Source organism: Mastigocoleus sp. MO_188.B34 (assembly GCF_030065675.1).
Classification (GTDB): domain Bacteria; phylum Cyanobacteriota; class Cyanobacteriia; order Cyanobacteriales; family Nostocaceae; genus Mastigocoleus.
Window position 1 is genome coordinate 1 of sequence record NZ_JASJDK010000158.1, and the last position, 17,655, is coordinate 17,655.

Consider the following 17,655-nt stretch of genomic DNA (forward strand, 5'->3'; position numbering starts at 1 on the left):
TTCTAGAGCTTGATCCGCGTTCGCCGGAGGCGCGTCTCAGCACCACGTTAGTGAAACTGGCTACGCATTTCAAGGTAGGAACTTAAGCACTTGGTTTAAATGTAGGAACTTAATCCTTAGTCTGGTCAACTCAAGGCTAGAAGCCTCCGACTTTAGTCGGGGGTTGCTGACATTGCAGGTAAATTATAGAGTGATTTCTGCTGTTTTGAAATACTCACTCATAGTATAGTAAAGCTATTGGAGTAGTTGTCACCCTGTTAACTCAACATATAGTTAAATTTCTTAATAGGTAAACGGACAGTAAATGTACTACCTTGATCCAATTCGCTGTTTAACTCGATATTTCCTTGATGAACCCGAGCAATTGCAACTGCAATGGGTAATCCTAAACCAAACCCTCCACTCTTACGAGAGCGATCGCTATCGACGCGATAAAAGCGTTCAAAAATCTGCTTTTGTTTTTCTGTTGCAATCCCAATTCCAGTATCTTGTACTTTAATTAGTGCTTGTGAAGAAGTTATATCTAAAATTATTTTGACTTTTCCTCCTTCAGGGGTGTAATTAATAGCATTTGTAACCAAATTAGTTAACATCCGATATAACTGTTCTTCCCTTGCGGGTATTTCCAGTGCTTGATTAATCCGAATATCTGTTTTAAGTTCGATATTAGCTGCAACTGCTAAAGGTGCTAATTCCTCTGCAACATCATTCACTAAATCATTGAGACATACCTGTTCTAGTTGAAGATTATTTTGCTTTGGGATACCCTGTTGGTCAAAGCGAGAAAGTAATAGTAAGCTATCAACAAGCTGTGATAAACGGTAATTTTGTCTTTTGACCACTTCCAAGTTTTCCCGTGCTTCTTGTTCGCTAATATTAGATAGTCTTAGAACTGACTCAACAGTTGCTCTAGTAGCAGCAAGGGGGGTTCGCAACTCATGGGCAGCATCAGAAGTAAATTGCTGAATTTGTTGATAGGATTGGTATAGGGGTTGCATTGCGAGTTTAGCCAGCCACCAACTAGCTATACCTACAAGCAGCATAGCTAAAGGTAAACCCACAAACATAATTAATCTTATGGCTCCTAGATAACTATCAAAATCTTTAATAGAACGTCCTACTTGTAGATATCCCCAATCACGATTATCTCTGGTATGTAAAAGCAGAGTAATTTGATGATATCTTTTACTATCTTTTCCAAGATTATTACTTTCTCTAAGTTGAAAAGTATGCCATTTTACTTGAGGTGTAGTGAGGGGAAGTTTTTGGGGAAATTCTCCAGCTAAAGCCAAAGTTTTACCAGAAATATCCACTAAACGGATGTAATAATCATCTTGCTGAATCACATTGGCTAAAGTATGGTGAGATTTATTTTTTTGGTTGGAGCAGGAAGAATCTCCTACAAGACAAATACTAGGTAAAAAGCGAACTTGCTCAATTGTTAAATATCCTGGTTTTTCCAAAACAAACTCAAGACTGTTATGAATTGTAGCGGAAACAGAATTGAGTTCTCTTTGGAGTGTTACCCAATGAGCATGAGCGATCGCTTCATAAACACCCCATCCACACAAAGTTAAAATAAATCCCATTACCCCAGCATACCAACTTGCCAATCGCCAGCGAGTTTGGATAAATAATTTATTTCCTTTGAGAAAAATAGGGGATTGCATTTGCAATTAATCATTAACAACTAATAACTGACCATTGATAACTGTAGCCTGTAAGGGTGTGGCGTTAGCCATAAACTGAACACCGATAACTAATTTTCAAGAAATATTTAAGCGATATCCTAAACCATAAATGGTTTCAATTAGAGAATCACAATTATATTGAGCTAATTTACGTCGCAAAAGCCGCATTTGGGCTGCAACTACATTACTCATGGGTTCTGCACTCACTTCCCAAAGTCGATCTAAAAGTCGATCTCGAGTAATAATTTGATTGGGATGTCTCATAAAGTACTCTAAAAGTTGAAATTCTTTTGCTGTGAGAGATATTTCTTGATTTCCCCCAACTTCTTGCCTCAAAAAAACCTTATGATTAGCATAATCTAAACAGAGATTTCCTAGCTTTAATTGTTGTGGTTTTAGTTCGGGAGAACGTCGCTGTAAGGCTCGCAGTCTTGCAAGTAATTCATTAATACCAAAAGGTTTCACTAAATAATCATCAGCCCCAGCATCCAAACCTATGACTTTATCTGCTTGGGTATCTTTTGCTGTTAACATTAAAACTGGCAAGGAACTATTTTGCTGACGTAATTTTTGTAATAATTCTATTCCTGAGATTTCTGGTAACAACCAATCAAAAATAGCAACGGTATACTCCTTCCAATTATTTGCTAAAAGTTCCCAAGCCTCTGTACCATCTTGCACCCAATCAACTATATAATTTTCTTGATTAAGGGTTCGCTTAATGGCTGCCCCTAAGTCTTGTTCGTCTTCTACTAATAAGATTCGCATATTTTTTTCATTTATCAGTTACTAGTTATAGCAACAGACATATTTTGGTAAAAAGGGAACGGGGAACGGGGAACAGAGAAATAATTCCTGACTACTCAATATGGTTTAAATTTTTGCAAACGTAAAGCATTTGTAACAACAGAGACGGAACTAAAAGCCATTGCAGCACCAGCAATAATTGGGTTCAATAACCAACCAAAAAAGGGAAATAAAATCCCCGCAGCAATGGGAATCCCTAAAACATTGTAGAAAAATGCGAAGAAGAGATTTTGACGAATATTTCTAATAGTCGCGTGGGAAAGTTTAATTGCCGTAATGATACCTTGCAAATCCCCAGAAATTAAAGTGATATCGCTAGCCGCGATCGCAACATCTGTTCCCGTACCAATAGCAATTCCCACATCTGCTTGTGCTAATGCTGGAGCATCATTAATTCCATCTCCCACCATGGCGACTATTTTACCTTCTTTTTTATTGCTTTCTTTTTGTAGTGATTTTACTTGAGCAGCTTTGCGATCAGGACGAACTTCAGCAAATACGCGATCAATTCCAACTTCACGACCAATAGCTTCTGCGGTAGAGCGATTATCTCCTGTAAGCATTACCACTTCTAAACCTAATTTATGCAGCATTCTCACTGCTTCTTTAGATGTACTTTTAAGAGCATCCGCGATTCCCATTAATGCTTCTATCTTTCCATCCACGGCGATCCAAATGACGCTTTTTCCTTCCTTAGACCAAGTATCTTTTTGAAGAAGAAATACTTCAGTATTGATACCCTCTGATTCTAGCCAACGTAAGGTTCCGATTTGCACAAAACGATCTAAAACAAATCCTTGTACCCCACTCCCAGGAACCGCGACAAAATCACGAACATCTACCACCTCAACCTCTTGAGATTGAGCATATCTAACCACAGCTTCTGCTAGGGGATGTTCGGAATTTCGCTCCAGTGAAGCAGCTAAACTCAGTATTTTTAACTCATTACCGTTAGCTGTACCGTTTACAGTAATAAAATTAGTAACTGTAGGTTTTCCTTCCGTTAAGGTACCGGTTTTATCCAAAACAATAGTTTGAATTTTGTGAGCTAATTCTAAACTTTCTGCATCCTTAATCAAAATTCCGTTTTCTGCACCTTTACCGGTTCCTACCATAATCGATGTGGGAGTTGCTAAACCCAAAGCACAGGGACAAGCAATAATTAAAACCCCCACTGTAGGAATTAAAGCTAGAGTGATATTCCTAGTTGCATACAACCAAATAATAAAAGTCGTGATCGCAATTATAATCACTCCAGGTACAAACCAAGCTGTAACCTGATCCGCTATGCGTTGAATCGGAGCTTTACTTCCTTGCGCTTCTTGTACTAGTCGCACAATTTGAGCTAAAACCGTATCCTTACCAATTCGGGTCGCTTTGAATTTAAAACTACCAGTTTTATTAATCGTTGCGCCAATAACCTCATCACCGGGTTGTTTTTTCACAGGTAAACTTTCACCCGTCACCATAGCTTCATCGACAGTGGAACTACCTTCTATTACTTCCCCATCTACCGGAATTTTTTCACCCGGACGGACAACAACCACATCATCAAGTTGGACTTCTTGAATCTGAATATCTATTTCCCTTCCATTGCGAATGACACGAGCATTTCTAGGTTGTAAACCAATTAATTTCCGAATTGCTTCACTAGTTTTTCCTTTCGCACGATGCTCAAATAATCTTCCCAAAAGAATCAAAGTAATAACAACTGCAGCTGTTTCGTAATAGACCTCTGCTTTTAAACCTCTATTGAGAAAAAAATCAGGAAATATGGTTACAACCAGAGAATAAAAAAACGCTGCACTCGTACCCAAAGCAATTAAGGTATCCATAGTCGCAGTCTGACGTTTTAAAGCTTTTGAGGTACCAATATAAAATCCATAACCACACCAAAACTGTACTGGAGTCGTTAATATCAACTGCAACCAAGGATTATGCAACCATCCAGGAATAAAGGAAAATTCTAAACCAGTCATCATTGGTAGAGAACCAACAATTAAGATAATGCTAATAACACTCCCCAAAACCAGCTTACGAATTAGATCCCGTTCTTGTGCTTTACGAACCGCTTTTTCCTTGTCATCTTCCCCTATCATCATCTCCTGTTCTTCGAGGGGATAAGCCTGATAACCAGCAGCATCTACAGCATCTTGAATGTGTTTAAGATCGGTTTTTTGCGAGTTATATCTAATGCTTGCTTGCTCAGCACCAAAATTAACAATACACTCCTTGACCCCTGGAACAGAACTAATAGCTTTTTCTATACTGCTAGCACAAGAAGCACAACTCATCCCCTTTAGCTTTAGTATTAGAGTGTCCATAGTAAATATTTAGTTTTATTTAATTGAGTAAGTAGCTTGTGTGAGACCGATGAAAGAATATCGTTACTTTTAGTCACTTTCATCGCCACACCGTCATACATCGCCATTAATATTAATGTACAAAGACCTGCTAAGCGCCAAAGAAAATGTTGTTACTTTGGTGGACATCATATTGCATTAAGTAGCAGGATAACCAGCATCAGCTAAAACTTGTTTAATTTTGTCTTCCGGTTGTTGGGTTTGAACATTAACTATTTTTGTCTTGGGGTCAGCTTCTACAGTAGCGGTTGAATCAATTGATTTTATCGCATCTGCGACAGCATTTACGCAAGCAGAACAGGCAATATCAGGTACTTTCAATGTTAAAGTCATAATTTTACTTAGTTTGAACTCGATTGATTTAGATTTGATTAGAGTTAGATATTAGTGGAAATAAAGAAATCCATATGGCAATATGGTAAACCCTCCAGTCAACTAGAGAGTCAAGAAAAATCTTAATTTTCTGAATTCATACCTTTAAATAAAAATATCGCAGCATAATTTTTATAATTCTCAAGCCTAATACTTATTTGTAGCTTGTATGTAAAAAAGTATTGATATATATTACAAGATTTTCTGCAATCAAGATAAATTTATATCTTGGGACTTAATTAGATTTCATCTTGATTTCATTTTTATATGTTATGCAAGAGATATTGCTTTTAATAAATCAAAAATTTAGTTTTTATTATTTTCTAGAATTTGTCATTTATCTCAGAAAAAAAGTATTTAAATAACATTGATTCAAGAATAAATATTTATCTTCAAATAATTAAACAGATATGCAATTTCATAGATATTTCATTTTTCAAGTTGATACTAGCAAGTAAAGCTTGGTCATGATGCAATCTAAATTAAGAAAAAATTACTATTAGTTCTTATGCTGAAATCTTATTCCAAATGGTTATTGCCTTTGATTGTTGGTGCAACTGTTGTTGGAACGTTAGGAATATTCTATTGGTTGCCAAGTCTAGGAATAATTAATCATTCTCAAACTATTACAAGTAATTCTAAATCAATTACTACCGCCAGTGTTTGGGATAAGGTAACAGAATCATATTCCGGAACGCGAGAGATTACGGTTTATCGCAGTCCTTCTTGTGGTTGTTGTGGTGAATGGGTCAAGCATATGCAGAAACATGGTTTTAAGATTACAGATATTAAAACCGAAGACATGAAAGCAATAAAGCAAAAATACAACTTACCCCAAAACTTAGCCTCTTGTCACACAGCAATTATTGACGGTTATGTGATGGAAGGACATATTCCTGCAGACGATGTCAAGCGCTTTCTCAAACAAAAACCTAAATTTGCAGGTTTAGCCGTACCCGGAATGCCTTTGGGTACGCCGGGAATGGAATCAGGAAACAGAAAACAACCATTTGTAATTGCAGCATTTAATCAGAAAGGCGAAATCCAAGTTTTCAAGGAATATCAATCTTATTAAGTTTGAATTCAGGAGTTAGCAGCACCACATAAGAAGGTATAAAAATTATGAAAAAGATTAATCGTCGTCAATTTATCGCCTTGACTGGTGCTGCGACTGGGGGTGTTTTCCTTCTTAATCATTTATGGGAAAGAGGTGAATCTTCTCAAGTTTCATTACAAGCACCAATCAATCTACCTCGTTTGCACAAAAGCACTAATGGTTTGTTGGAACTCGATTTAGAAGCAAGTTATCGTCCTGTTAAATTAGGTCAAAAACAAGCATATTTACTTACATATAATGGGCAAGTACCCGCACCGCGCTTGGAAGTACAAGCAGGAGATACAATTCGTATTCGTTTTAAAAATAATCTCTTTGAGTCAACGAACCTGCATTACCACGGACTGCACATACCAGTTACAGGAAATGCTGATAATGTTTTTGTAAGCATCCAACCGAAGGAAACATTTAACTACGAATTTACTATTCCTCAAAATCATCCTGCTGGTACTTTTTGGTATCATCCCCATCGTCACGGGTTGGTAGCAGAACAGTTGTTCGGAGGTTTAGCAGGTTTGTTCGTAGTGAGGGGGGATCTTGATGAAATACCCGAGATTAAAGCTGCAAACGAAGAATTTCTGGTATTGCAAGATTTTGCTCTCGACGGCGAAGGAAACATGATTTCCGAGGCACATATGTCAATTATGGCAGGACGGGAAGGAGATTTACTCGCAGTCAATGGTAAATTTAATCCTACTTTCTCAATATCAAAAAATGGGTTATTACGGTGGCGAATTGTTAATGCTTCTCCTTCCCGTTTTTACCGCTTGTCTTTAGAAAAACATCCTTTTTATCTAATTGCAACTGATGGAGGTGGGTTAGCCGAAGTCATTGAGCTAAACGAATTATTATTAACACCAGGAGAAAGGGTAGAAGTACTGATCAAAGCCGACAAAGAACCAGGAAAATATCGCTTGCTTAATTTACCCTATGACCGAGGTGGAATGGGAATGATGGGTGGCAGAGGTATGATGGGCGGTAGAGGTATGATGAGTGGTAGAGGCATGATGGGTGTAAATAATGACGCACCAACAATTTTAGCAACGGTTAATTATGATGCCCCTGTAAAACCCGTTTCTCTACCAAGAAAACTTTTATCAGTTCCGGCTTTACCCAAACACAAACAAGTACGCCATTTCACATTAAATCACGGTATGGTTCCCGGTCAAGGAATGGTATTTCTAATTAACGGAAAACCTTATGAGCCGAATTCTATTGATACTCAAGTCAAGCTCAATACGGTAGAAGACTGGGAAATAGTGAATACAGGAGTGATGGATCACCCTTTTCACATCCATGGGAATCAATTTCAAGTTGTCAGTCGTGACGGTAAACCAGAACCCTATCGCGCCTGGAAAGATACGGTGTTAGTACAGCAAGGAGAAACCGTCCGTATTCGGATTCCCTTCCGAGATTTTGCGGGTAAAACAGTTTATCACTGCCACATTCTTGACCATGAAGATTTAGGAATGATGGGAAATTTAGAAATTCAAAAATAATAGGTCAAAGATAATAGAGCGAAGCTTAGTTTATTAGTTTATTTCACACTGATTTCATTTTTGTCTGCCATCATTGGTTCGATGCAAGGAACAGGGGTAGACCTCTGTGATTTGTCGCAAAACAAAAAAATAAATGTAAAATATAATACCTTATTCTCTAAGTGATTTTATTTAACTTCTGGGGAGTGTCATATCTTTGAGTAATCTTCGTGATCGAGAGGACACACAGGTGCAAAGTTCATTAAATCCTGGCAAAACGATCTTGGGAATTACTGTATTTATGCTGCTTACGGGCGGGATTTTGACAGTTACCAATCATTTCAAACCTGCTTCATCAATGGCAGGGATGGAAGGACATGATATGTCTCACGGTAATATGTCCCATGATGACATGATGCAAGTGGATGGGTCATTTAACCCAACTCCTGTAACGGTTAAACTTGTTAAACCTAGTTTACTCAAGGTTAGCGTTAAATATACTGGTTCCGTTCATCCTTATCAAGAAATAACTGTTTACCCCCGAATCGCCGGACAACTAACCAATTACTCTGTTTACCCTGGCGATCGCGTAGGAAATGGACAAATTTTAGCCACACTTGATGCTAGCGAACGGTTAACTGAAGTTGCGGAAGCTGCAGCGCAAGCAGACTCGATGGAAACTAGTTTAGAGGCGGCTCAAATCGAGTTAAACGAACAAAAGCAAGAAATTGAAAGGCTAGCTGCAGAGCTTTCTTATCAAGAAAAGAAACGCGATCGCTATGCTTTATTGGTCAAGGAGGGGGCTATTTCTCAAGACCAATACGATGTCGAAGATACCCAAACTCAAACTGCACGAGCGGCTTTGAAGAGAGCAAGAGTGAAATTGATCCGCTTAAAAGCTCAAGCTCAGAGTGCTCGTTCCCAACTCAAGCAAGCAAGGGCAACAACAGACACCGCCGCGATTATGAAAGGGTACACTAAATTGCGCTCTCCCATTGCAGGTATCGTCCAAGAACGGATGGTAGACCCTGGCGTAGTGGTGCAGCCAGGAATGGGAGTTCTCAAAATCGGAGATTACCAACGAATACGCCTACGTGCCAATGTTGCTCAACAAGATGCAGTAAATATTAAAGTTGGTACTCCCATCGTGGCAAAGGTTCCTGGAACTAATGTCAAGGAAATTACAGGCAGAGTTACTAGTATTTTTCCTCAAACTAACAGTAATACCCGCACCGTAACCATCGAAACTGTTGTTAATAATCCTAGCGGACAGTTGTTGTCGGGACAATTTCTGGAAATGGAAATCATTACTGTTCGTCAACCTAATACTTTGTCTGTTCCACGTTCAGTTCTTACTCAATTTAAAGATAAAACTGGGGTTTGGGTCGTTAATGGGGAAACAGCGCGACGGAAAATTGTTATCACTGGCTTAGTAAGTGGAGAGCAAGTAGAGATTAAAAGCGGTCTCAAACCGGGTGATGCGGTGATTACCTCTGGACATTCCAAATTGATTGAGAATTCGCCCGTAGCAGTAGTTGATGAATTAGGAAAGTCAGTTGCTTTAGATAGTAATACTGTTGCAGGTGATACGCGGGTGCGATTAGTCAGTCCTCAAGATTCAGTCAAAAAGGGTAGCGCCCAACTAATTCTCGAAGTTCAAGACATTAAAACGAATCAACCCTTAGCAGTAAAAAACCTTGATGTAAACGTTACTATGCCAATGAAAAATATGCCACCAATGACTTCAATGGTGGAAGTTCAACCCGATTCTCAACCGGGGCGCTTCAAGGTCGATACTCACTTTGGGATGAAAGGGAAATGGGAAATCAAAGTAAAAGTAAAAGACCCAAAACATCAAGGTCAAAACAACTTTAATCTGAATGTTCAATAATTACCTCTTTACTTTTCTTTCTCTACCTCTAAAAAGCTTATTCAATTCTTTAACTCATATTCTGAAGCAGAAAAATGATAAAACTTCTACCCCTCCTCCTAACTCTAAGTTTCTTAACTATTGCTTGCAGTACTCCTGAAAATCAGACAGAAGCAACATCATCAACAACAACTACCAACTCATCCCAACAACAACCACAGGAAGGAAACGTCAAAATCAATTTAGTCAGTCCTAGTTCTCAAGAAACAGTCAAAATGGGTAATGCTCAATTGGTTGTAGAAGTTCTCGACTCCCAAACCCAAAAACCAGTAGCAGTCAAAGACCTGGATATCAAAGTTTCTATGCCGATGGAAGGTGACGAACCCATGACCTCAATGGCAAAAGTTGAACCAGACTCACAACCAGGTCGATACAAAATCAAAACCAATTTTGGCATGCAAGGAAAATGGGACGTAGTCGCACAAGTTAAAGATTCTCAACACCAAGGTCAAGCTAGTTATAGCTTTAATGTTCAGTAGGAATTGGCTTTAGCCAGAAGGGGATTAAGGTACGCCCGCACCCCTGTCGCGGTAAATAGCGACATGGCAAAAATAAATTATTTATTCGATTTACAAAGCCCTAAATTCTAAACTCATAAGTCCTATTAATAACTAGGTGGGCAAAATTACTTAACTACCGAGTTTATTACCTGTTCCCCGTTACTTTTTCCCTTCCTTAAAAATGTTTAATTAATTTTGCCCAAGTACTTATGAAATATTTCCTTACCCGTTGGTCAATTAAGAATCCGGTGGTCCTTGCTGCTTTGTATATAGGCATTCTCGTCCTCGCAGTCTTAACCCTTTTCCTGCTTCCATTACGAATGATGCCTTATGTTCAAAGCCCATTGGTTGCAATTGTAACTATGGCTCCTGGTTCGTCACCATCTGAGGTCGAAACTTATATTAGTAAGCCCATTGAACAACGTTTAACTGTCTTAGATGGAGTACGCTTCATTCGCTCCAGTTCTCAACAAGATATGTCCCTAGTCACGGTGCAGTTTGAATGGGGTGGAAAAATAGATCGAGCAGTCCAAGAAGTGCAAAGTGTAATGACATCTGCTGAGGGTGACTTAGCACTTGATGGTATTAATACCCGCTCTTACTGGGTTTTACCCATCGACCCTCTCAATCGTCCGGTATTAACTCTGGCTTTGCGGGGTGAAGAATGGGATCCGGTAAAATTGCGAGAGTTTGCAGATAATACCTTAATTGACCGGCTAACTCAGGTGCGTGACGTACAAGCCGTGTCGATTTTTGGCGGGTATAGGCGACAATTGCAGGTAATTGTAGATCGCCAGAAGTTAGCAGCTTATGGTTTGTCCATTTTGCAAGTACGAGACGCCATAGACGCCAATAATATTAGCCAAGGCGCGGGGATTCTAACAAACGGCGATCGCGAAATTTTGGTACGTAGCGATCGACGAGCGCTAAATGCTCGAGCGGTGATGGATTACCCCATTTTTCAAAAGGAAGGACAAGTTGTATATGTCAAAGATGTCGCCACTGTCAAGGATACCTATGAAGAAGGCCGCAGCAGTTATCGTTACAATGGCGAAGTAGCATTAGCCGTTAATATCATTCAGAAACCAGATTCGAGTTCCCCTCAAGTCATTAAACGGGTACGCGCCGAATTAAAGAAAATTCAAGCACAATATCCTGGTTTAGAGTTTCAAGAAGCCTACGATAATTCTTACCTAGTTAATTTAATTAAAGACAGCACCACTGGAGAATTACTGATAAGTGTTTTTCTCGCAGGTTTGGTAATCCTAATTTTCTTGGAAAATTTCCGAGCGACAGCGATTGTGATGATTTCTATCCCTACATCCCTCGCGCTGTCAATGTTACCATTTATCCCCATCGGCATGTCCCTCAATTCTTCAACTTTGATTGGGATGATGATGGCGATCGGGAAGTTGGTGGATGACTCAATTATCGTCATCGATTCAATTGACCGAAAGTTACAAGCAGGAATTAAACCCCGTGAAGCAGCAATTAAGGGTACGGGAGAGGTATTTCTTGCCAGTGCGGCAGCAAGCTGCGTGATGATTGCAGCACTGTTACCAACAATACTTGCAGGCGGACTTACAGGGTTAATGTTTGTTGGTATTGTTTATCCGATGGTTTTTGCTTTTGTCGCCTCCCTGTTGGTTTCGATTACCTTAATCCCGTTGCTCGCAGCGTTCTTTCTTAAACCTCTACACCAAAAAGGAAAACCCAAAACTTGGTTGCAAAGATTGCTGACTCCAGTACGTTATAGCTTTTACCAATTAGAAAGCAGTTACGGGTGGTTACTGGATCTTTGTATGCGCAACCGGGAAATTACCCTAGCGATCACAGGAGCCTCAATTGTCTTAGCATTTAGCCTGTATCCCTTAATTGGACAAGAAATGATGCCTTTGGGAGATTCCGGTCAAATTATGGCTACCATTGAGTTAGAACCGGGAAGCTCATTTAGCAAAACCGACCGAGTCGCCCAAAAGTTTGAGCAAATTCTCCTAGAACAACCGGAAGTAGAAAAAGTTTCCTCACAAATTGGCTTTGAATTGACGCGCAACAGTACTTACTTTAGTGGCTATAGTATGGGTGGTGTTAATACTGCTTCCGCGATTGTTACCCTCAAAGAACTTGGTCAGCGAGAACGAGATATTTGGGAAATTATTGATACGGTCAAAACCAAAGCAAATAGTTCAATTCCAGGTTTGCGCCGAATTGCTATGAAGGAAATGGGAGTAGACGTCATGGCTACTTCTGCTGCTCCCATACAGCTAGCGGTTTACGGTGAAGATTTAGATGTACTACACCGTCTCGCCAACGGAGTTTTGGGTATTGCTGAAAAAACACCAGAATTAATTATGCCCCATACTAGTTCAGCAATGTCCCAACCAGAATATCAATTAAAAATTGATCGCCGTCGAGCAGAAGAATTAGGATTAAGCGTCCAACAAATAGCCGAACAAGCTCGTTATGCTTTAAATGGAGGTTACACCCGTAGATATTACAATCGTCCTAATTTAAGACAAAATAATATCTTAGTTCGCTACAACGAAGAAGACAGAGGAACCCAACAAGACTTATCCGCAACTTATATTACAACTGCAGATGGTCAACAGGTACCCTTAACTAGTGTCGCTACCTTAGAAGCAGAAAAAGGACCTACATTAATTGAACATGTTAACGGGCGACGGGTGGTTTACGTCAACGGATATTATCGCAAGCACGGTCCTGCTTCAATGGATTTATCAATGGCGATTACTATGCGTGCGGGTACTGAATTAAATTTCCCCCCCGGTTACGGTATCGACTCAATGGGAGATATGACAGATATGATGATTGAGTTTGAGCGACTTTTACAGGGTTTGGTCATATCACTAGTGCTGATTTATCTGATTTTAGTGATTCAGTTTGGCTCGTTTATTCAACCTTTAGTTATGATGTTGTCAATTCCCTTGCAGTTGGTAGGGGTTTTTGGAGCACTTTTACTTGCAGGACAAACTCTTTCTACCGTTTCTATTCTGGGAATTGTTATCTTATCCGGTTTATCTGTTTCCGCTGCAATTCTCTTACTAGAACTAATTTTGACTAAACGCCAAGAAGGTGTAGCCAGAGAACTGGCGATTCGTGAAGCCGGCCCAGTGCGACTCAAGGCGATTGTAATGACAACCTTAACAACAATTATTGTAATTGTCCGACTCGCTTTTTTCCCCGAAACTGGAATGGATGCTTACTCTCCCATTGCAACAGTAATTTTAGGCGGCTTACTTATCTCTACTTTACTTACCTTAATCGTCGTTCCTGTAGTTTATTCTCTTGTAGACGATACCGCACAATGGCTCACTCACCTAAGAAAGAAAATTATGACGCTAAGGTTATTTGGCAAAGTTTCTTCTCAAGATAAGTAGGGCTAAACAACAGTAAGTCAAACAGTAAAAATATTTACTATGCTAAAAATAGAACGCCATAAAGACAAATATAGTATTTTGCATACAATCTATAAATATTTTCAATGACATATATGAAGTTAAATACTAGTCAAAAACATTTGATTAGCGCAACAACAGCTTGTGTAACACTAGTAACAAAAAGTAGGTTTTTACTGGCTCACGACAAAAGTTTTCACGTACGGAATAAAATAAGAAAACCAAAAATAGAAGAAAAACCAACAGAGAATATTCCTAAAAAAGTTAAACCAAAGGTACAAATACAGGAAAAACTTTCACCTTCATCCCAGACGAAAATTAATATAACTCAGAAAGAAAAAGTCTTTAATTCAGTAACGAGAACGGAAACCAACGAGATAAATTTTCTCCCACAACCAGGAGAATTATTTTTCGTGCTGCTACTAGCTGTACCTACTTTACTATTTTCGATGAAACGATGGAAATACAAGTAAAAAATTACTCATTTATTTCATTTCGATTGCAATATAACACTGTCATTGATATTAATTAATCTACACATATTAAAGATGACAATTAAAAAAATTCATATTCGTCAACTTCACTACTACCTTGCCCCAATAATGCTATTTCCTGTGATACTAAGCTTGATTACAGGCTCTCTATTTCAAGTAGCAGCAATTACTGGTAAGGGAGAAGAATTTATCTGGCTGCTAGAGTTACATAGAGGTAAATTTGGTCGCATTAATCTTGAGATGGTTTATCCTTTTCTGAATGCTTTTGGTATCTTGATCCTCGCAATTACAGGAATTACCATGTGGCTTCAAACTCAACGACGTCATAGAAGTAACTGACAGTTATAAGTTTTTATAAGTTAAGAATAATTACAGTTTTCAAAAGCATCAAAAGATACGCGTAGATACTATTTGATTTTTGTTGGCGGAGCCTGCGCTTTGCGCTTAAAACACTCAGTACATTTTCTGTTTCCTGTTCCCTACCTCCAAGAATAATTATGGCTACGCCACGCTATCGCTAACAATAATCAAACCGCATTCCTATATTAGAGAGAAATAACTCCAGCGATGAAGATGAATTTAAATGGCTGACCTGCATAAGTTCAAAATTCTTTAGATCTAGTAAACGAATATTGTGCCATTATTGCCAGCCATCAGGTTTAATATTAGCGAACTCAAAATATAAATCACTCCTACCCCCCTCCAAACAAGGGAAATAAGAGTGAAGTAGCAGGCACACTGTATTTTTTAAATGTTCCAATTATTACTCAATTCAACACTATCCAATGAACTGACAGAATTATCTAGACAAAAATCTAAATTTCAGACAAATCAATCAACTTACTTCTTCTCTGTCAAACCTGTTACCAAAGTATGGGAAGAATGTAAAAAGCGTTTAATATTTTCCCAGAACTCAGCTTTTTGGATATTGTCTTGAGCAAAAGTAGAAAGTTGAGTAAACCATTTTGTTAAAGCCTGTGATTGTTCAGATATTTTACGAGCAACAGTACTGGCTGAAAGTATATGTTGTCTTGCTTCATCAGAAGAACGTATCTGATTTGTTGCGGCTTGAGTTATCTTCTCTACTAATCTACCTGCCCGAGTATTTATGGTAGAGATGTGATATATCTGTAACTCATTATTTTTCAGCGATTTGGTCCAAGTTGATGTCTGCTGGCTACCTGTTTCCATGGTTCCAGAGATTTGATGGATTTCTTTGGTTACAGAAGTCAATAAAGATTGAGTTTGTGTTACTGTCTCAATTAATTGTTTTTCTGTACTTTCTACTTCTTCTGCACCAGAAACTAGCAATTCTTGTTCGCTATTTTCTAATTCACTTTTGGCGATCGCTGCATTGATGTTTTGACTATTTATCTGTTTGTTTAATTTAGTTGAAACCTCATTTATGAGAGCAGAAAGCTTGTGACAGTCTTCACTTACCTGCTTGACTTTTTGTGCCCCATACACTACAGCCTCATGATGGGCAGAAATACTTTGCAATATATTTTTGACGTTTTTCTGTGCTTCTTGTAAAGATTGATGATTGCGCTTGACTTGATGTTCTGCTTGTCTTGCAGTAGTTGCAACACCTTTTGCTCCATCACTCACCCCTTGAATTTGTTTTAGAGCGACAGTAACAAATTCTGATAAATTCAAAGCCTTACTTGAAAAAGCTTTAAAACTATTTTCATTATCCTTGAGCAATTCAGCAATCAATTCTTGAAAGTCTTCTTGTTGAGAATGTTGTATGGGTGCATCTTTTTTTAACACCTGATAAGTTTGGATTCTACTTTCTGAGACTTGAGCATTTTCAAGAGCAAAACCCACTTGCATTGCAATCTGAGATAACCATCTCACTTCGTGAGAAAGCCACTCACGGGGTCCGGAACACTGATTGGCTACTAACAAACCTAGTAACTTATCTTCATTAATGATTGGCGTGATTATATTTGCCTTAATATCAATTTTCTCAAGTTGCTCAATGTAACAAGCAGTAAAACCAGCTTCGTAGATATTGTTGGTTACCTTAACGCGACCATTACGGTATTTTTCAATGTACTTTGCTTCTAAGCAAGGGTCTTTCATGGTCATTCCCAAAGCCCTAGTCCATCGACGACCTACTGACTCTGCAATTACCACTCCTTGATCTTCTGGTTTGAGTCCGTAGACCAAAACGCTATCACATTCAATAACTCGGCGTACTTCTTCCACAGTAGTTTTGAGAATATCTTCCTCCTTTAGGGAAGAACGAATCAATCTCACAGTCTGTGTAAAATACTTTGTCCATTCATCTTCAACATTTTTCTCTTGGCGAAGAAGTGAAGTTTTTGCAAAAAGTTCGGCATTTTCCAGAGCAAAACCTATTTGTGTCGCAATCTGGGAAAACCACCTAACTTCATGGGGTAACCATTCACGGGCTTGGGAACACTCATGAGCTATTAATAAACCCATAAGCTTACCTTCATGAATAATTGGTGCAACTAAATTCGCCTTAACTTCAAATCTTTCCAGTTGCTCAATGTAACAGGGTGTAAGACTAGCTTCATAAATATTACTTATGGCGATAATACGACCATTCTGGTATTGTTCAAGGTATCTAGCCGCAAAACAGGGGTCTTCAATTATCGCTCCCAAGGATTTACTCCATCTTGGACCCACTGATTCTGCAGTGACTATTCCCATGGATTCCGAGTCCAGCCCATAGACAACTACTCGATCGCACCCAACAACTCGGCGTACTTCTTCAACGCTTGTTTTGAGAATGTCTTCTTTATTTAAAGAATCCCGAATCAGTTTTACTGTTTGAGTAAAGTAACTAGTCCATTCAGTTTCAATATCTGTTTGCTGACAAATATCAGAAGTTGTGGCGATAAGTTTGGCATTATCAATTGCAAACCCTACCTGCATGGCAATTTGAGATACCCACCGAATTTCATATTGTTGCCAGTGATATGGTTGTGAGCATTGATGTGCTACTAATAAACCTAGCAATTTACCTTCATTAATAATCGGTGCGACTAAATTTGCCTTAACTGCCAATTTCTCTAATTGGCTTATGTAACACACGGATAAACCAGCTTCGTAGATATTATCTATGGCTCTGACACGACCATTTTCGTACTTTTCAATGTACTGTGCTTCGAAGCAAGGGTCTTTAATTGTTGCTCCTAAACCTCTTGTCAAACCAGGAACGACTGATTCAGCAACTATTACTCCTTGATATTCTGCATTCAGTCCATAGACAACAACACGATCACAGCCGATGACTCGACGTACTTCTTCTACACTGGTTTTGAAAATATCTTCTTCTTTCAATGAAGCCCGAATAAGTCTGACTGTCTGGGTAAAATACTTGGTCCATTCAGCTTCAATATCTTTTTCGTGGCGCAGATCTGAAGTTTTTGCATTCAGTTTAGCGTTTTCAATGGCAAAACCTATTTGCGTCGCAACTTGCGAAAACCAATTTATCTCATGTTCTTGCCAATCACGG

General features: G+C 38.8%; 12 protein-coding genes. 7 read left to right on the forward strand and 5 right to left on the reverse strand.

Translation table 11 applies throughout. The annotated features are described in order from the left end of the window. Positions 1 to 257: 257 nt before the first annotated feature. The 4 genes from rppB to QNJ50_RS25565 all read right to left on the reverse strand — a co-directional run bounded on the left by rppB (position 258) and on the right by QNJ50_RS25565 (position 5,194). A complete protein-coding gene (rppB, locus tag QNJ50_RS25550) occupies positions 258 to 1,670 on the reverse strand; it encodes a two-component system sensor histidine kinase RppB (protein ID WP_300641222.1) in 1,413 nt (470 codons plus the stop codon). Positions 1,671 to 1,766: 96 nt separating this feature from the next. Next, entirely contained in the window at positions 1,767 to 2,459 is a 693-nt protein-coding gene (gene rppA, locus QNJ50_RS25555; RefSeq protein ID WP_300641224.1) for a two-component system response regulator RppA, read from the reverse strand. A 95-nt stretch (positions 2,460 to 2,554) separates the two neighbouring features. Continuing rightward, positions 2,555 to 4,822 (reverse strand): heavy metal translocating P-type ATPase, encoded by a 2,268-nt coding sequence (locus QNJ50_RS25560; RefSeq protein ID WP_300641226.1) that lies wholly within the window; start codon positions 4,820 to 4,822, stop codon positions 2,555 to 2,557. 177 nt (positions 4,823 to 4,999) lie between these two features. Next, entirely contained in the window at positions 5,000 to 5,194 is a 195-nt protein-coding gene (locus tag QNJ50_RS25565; protein ID WP_300641228.1) for a heavy-metal-associated domain-containing protein, read from the reverse strand. A 547-nt stretch (positions 5,195 to 5,741) separates the two neighbouring features. On the opposite strand from QNJ50_RS25565, the gene QNJ50_RS25570 reads away from it, so the two are divergent. The 7 genes from QNJ50_RS25570 to QNJ50_RS25600 all read left to right on the forward strand — a co-directional run bounded on the left by QNJ50_RS25570 (position 5,742) and on the right by QNJ50_RS25600 (position 14,504). Continuing rightward, positions 5,742 to 6,308 carry a DUF411 domain-containing protein gene (locus tag QNJ50_RS25570; protein ID WP_300641230.1) on the forward strand — a complete coding sequence of 189 codons (567 nt, stop codon included), beginning with the start codon at positions 5,742 to 5,744 and terminating at the stop codon, positions 6,306 to 6,308. Between the two features lie 47 nt (positions 6,309 to 6,355). Then, positions 6,356 to 7,846, forward strand: a complete 1,491-nt coding sequence (locus QNJ50_RS25575; RefSeq protein ID WP_300641232.1) for a multicopper oxidase family protein — start codon at positions 6,356 to 6,358, stop codon at positions 7,844 to 7,846. A gap of 229 nt (positions 7,847 to 8,075) precedes the next feature. Beyond that, positions 8,076 to 9,716 (forward strand): efflux RND transporter periplasmic adaptor subunit, encoded by a 1,641-nt coding sequence (locus QNJ50_RS25580; RefSeq protein WP_300641234.1) that lies wholly within the window; start codon positions 8,076 to 8,078, stop codon positions 9,714 to 9,716. A gap of 74 nt (positions 9,717 to 9,790) precedes the next feature. Further along, complete coding sequence (locus tag QNJ50_RS25585; RefSeq protein ID WP_300641236.1) at positions 9,791 to 10,234, forward strand: FixH family protein; 444 nt, start codon at positions 9,791 to 9,793, stop codon at positions 10,232 to 10,234. 230 nt (positions 10,235 to 10,464) lie between these two features. Next, positions 10,465 to 13,653: an efflux RND transporter permease subunit gene (locus QNJ50_RS25590; protein ID WP_300641238.1), complete on the forward strand. Its 3,189-nt coding sequence runs from the start codon at positions 10,465 to 10,467 to the stop codon at positions 13,651 to 13,653. Between the two features lie 104 nt (positions 13,654 to 13,757). After that, a complete protein-coding gene (locus tag QNJ50_RS25595) occupies positions 13,758 to 14,144 on the forward strand; it encodes a hypothetical protein (RefSeq protein ID WP_300641240.1) in 387 nt (128 codons plus the stop codon). A 75-nt stretch (positions 14,145 to 14,219) separates the two neighbouring features. After that, complete coding sequence (locus tag QNJ50_RS25600) at positions 14,220 to 14,504, forward strand: PepSY domain-containing protein (protein WP_300641242.1); 285 nt, start codon at positions 14,220 to 14,222, stop codon at positions 14,502 to 14,504. A gap of 501 nt (positions 14,505 to 15,005) precedes the next feature. Here the strand turns inward: QNJ50_RS25600 and QNJ50_RS25605 are convergent. Continuing rightward, positions 15,006 to 17,655, reverse strand: a 2,650-nt coding sequence (locus QNJ50_RS25605; protein ID WP_300641244.1) for a GAF domain-containing protein, incomplete at its 5' end; no start/stop codon positions are given.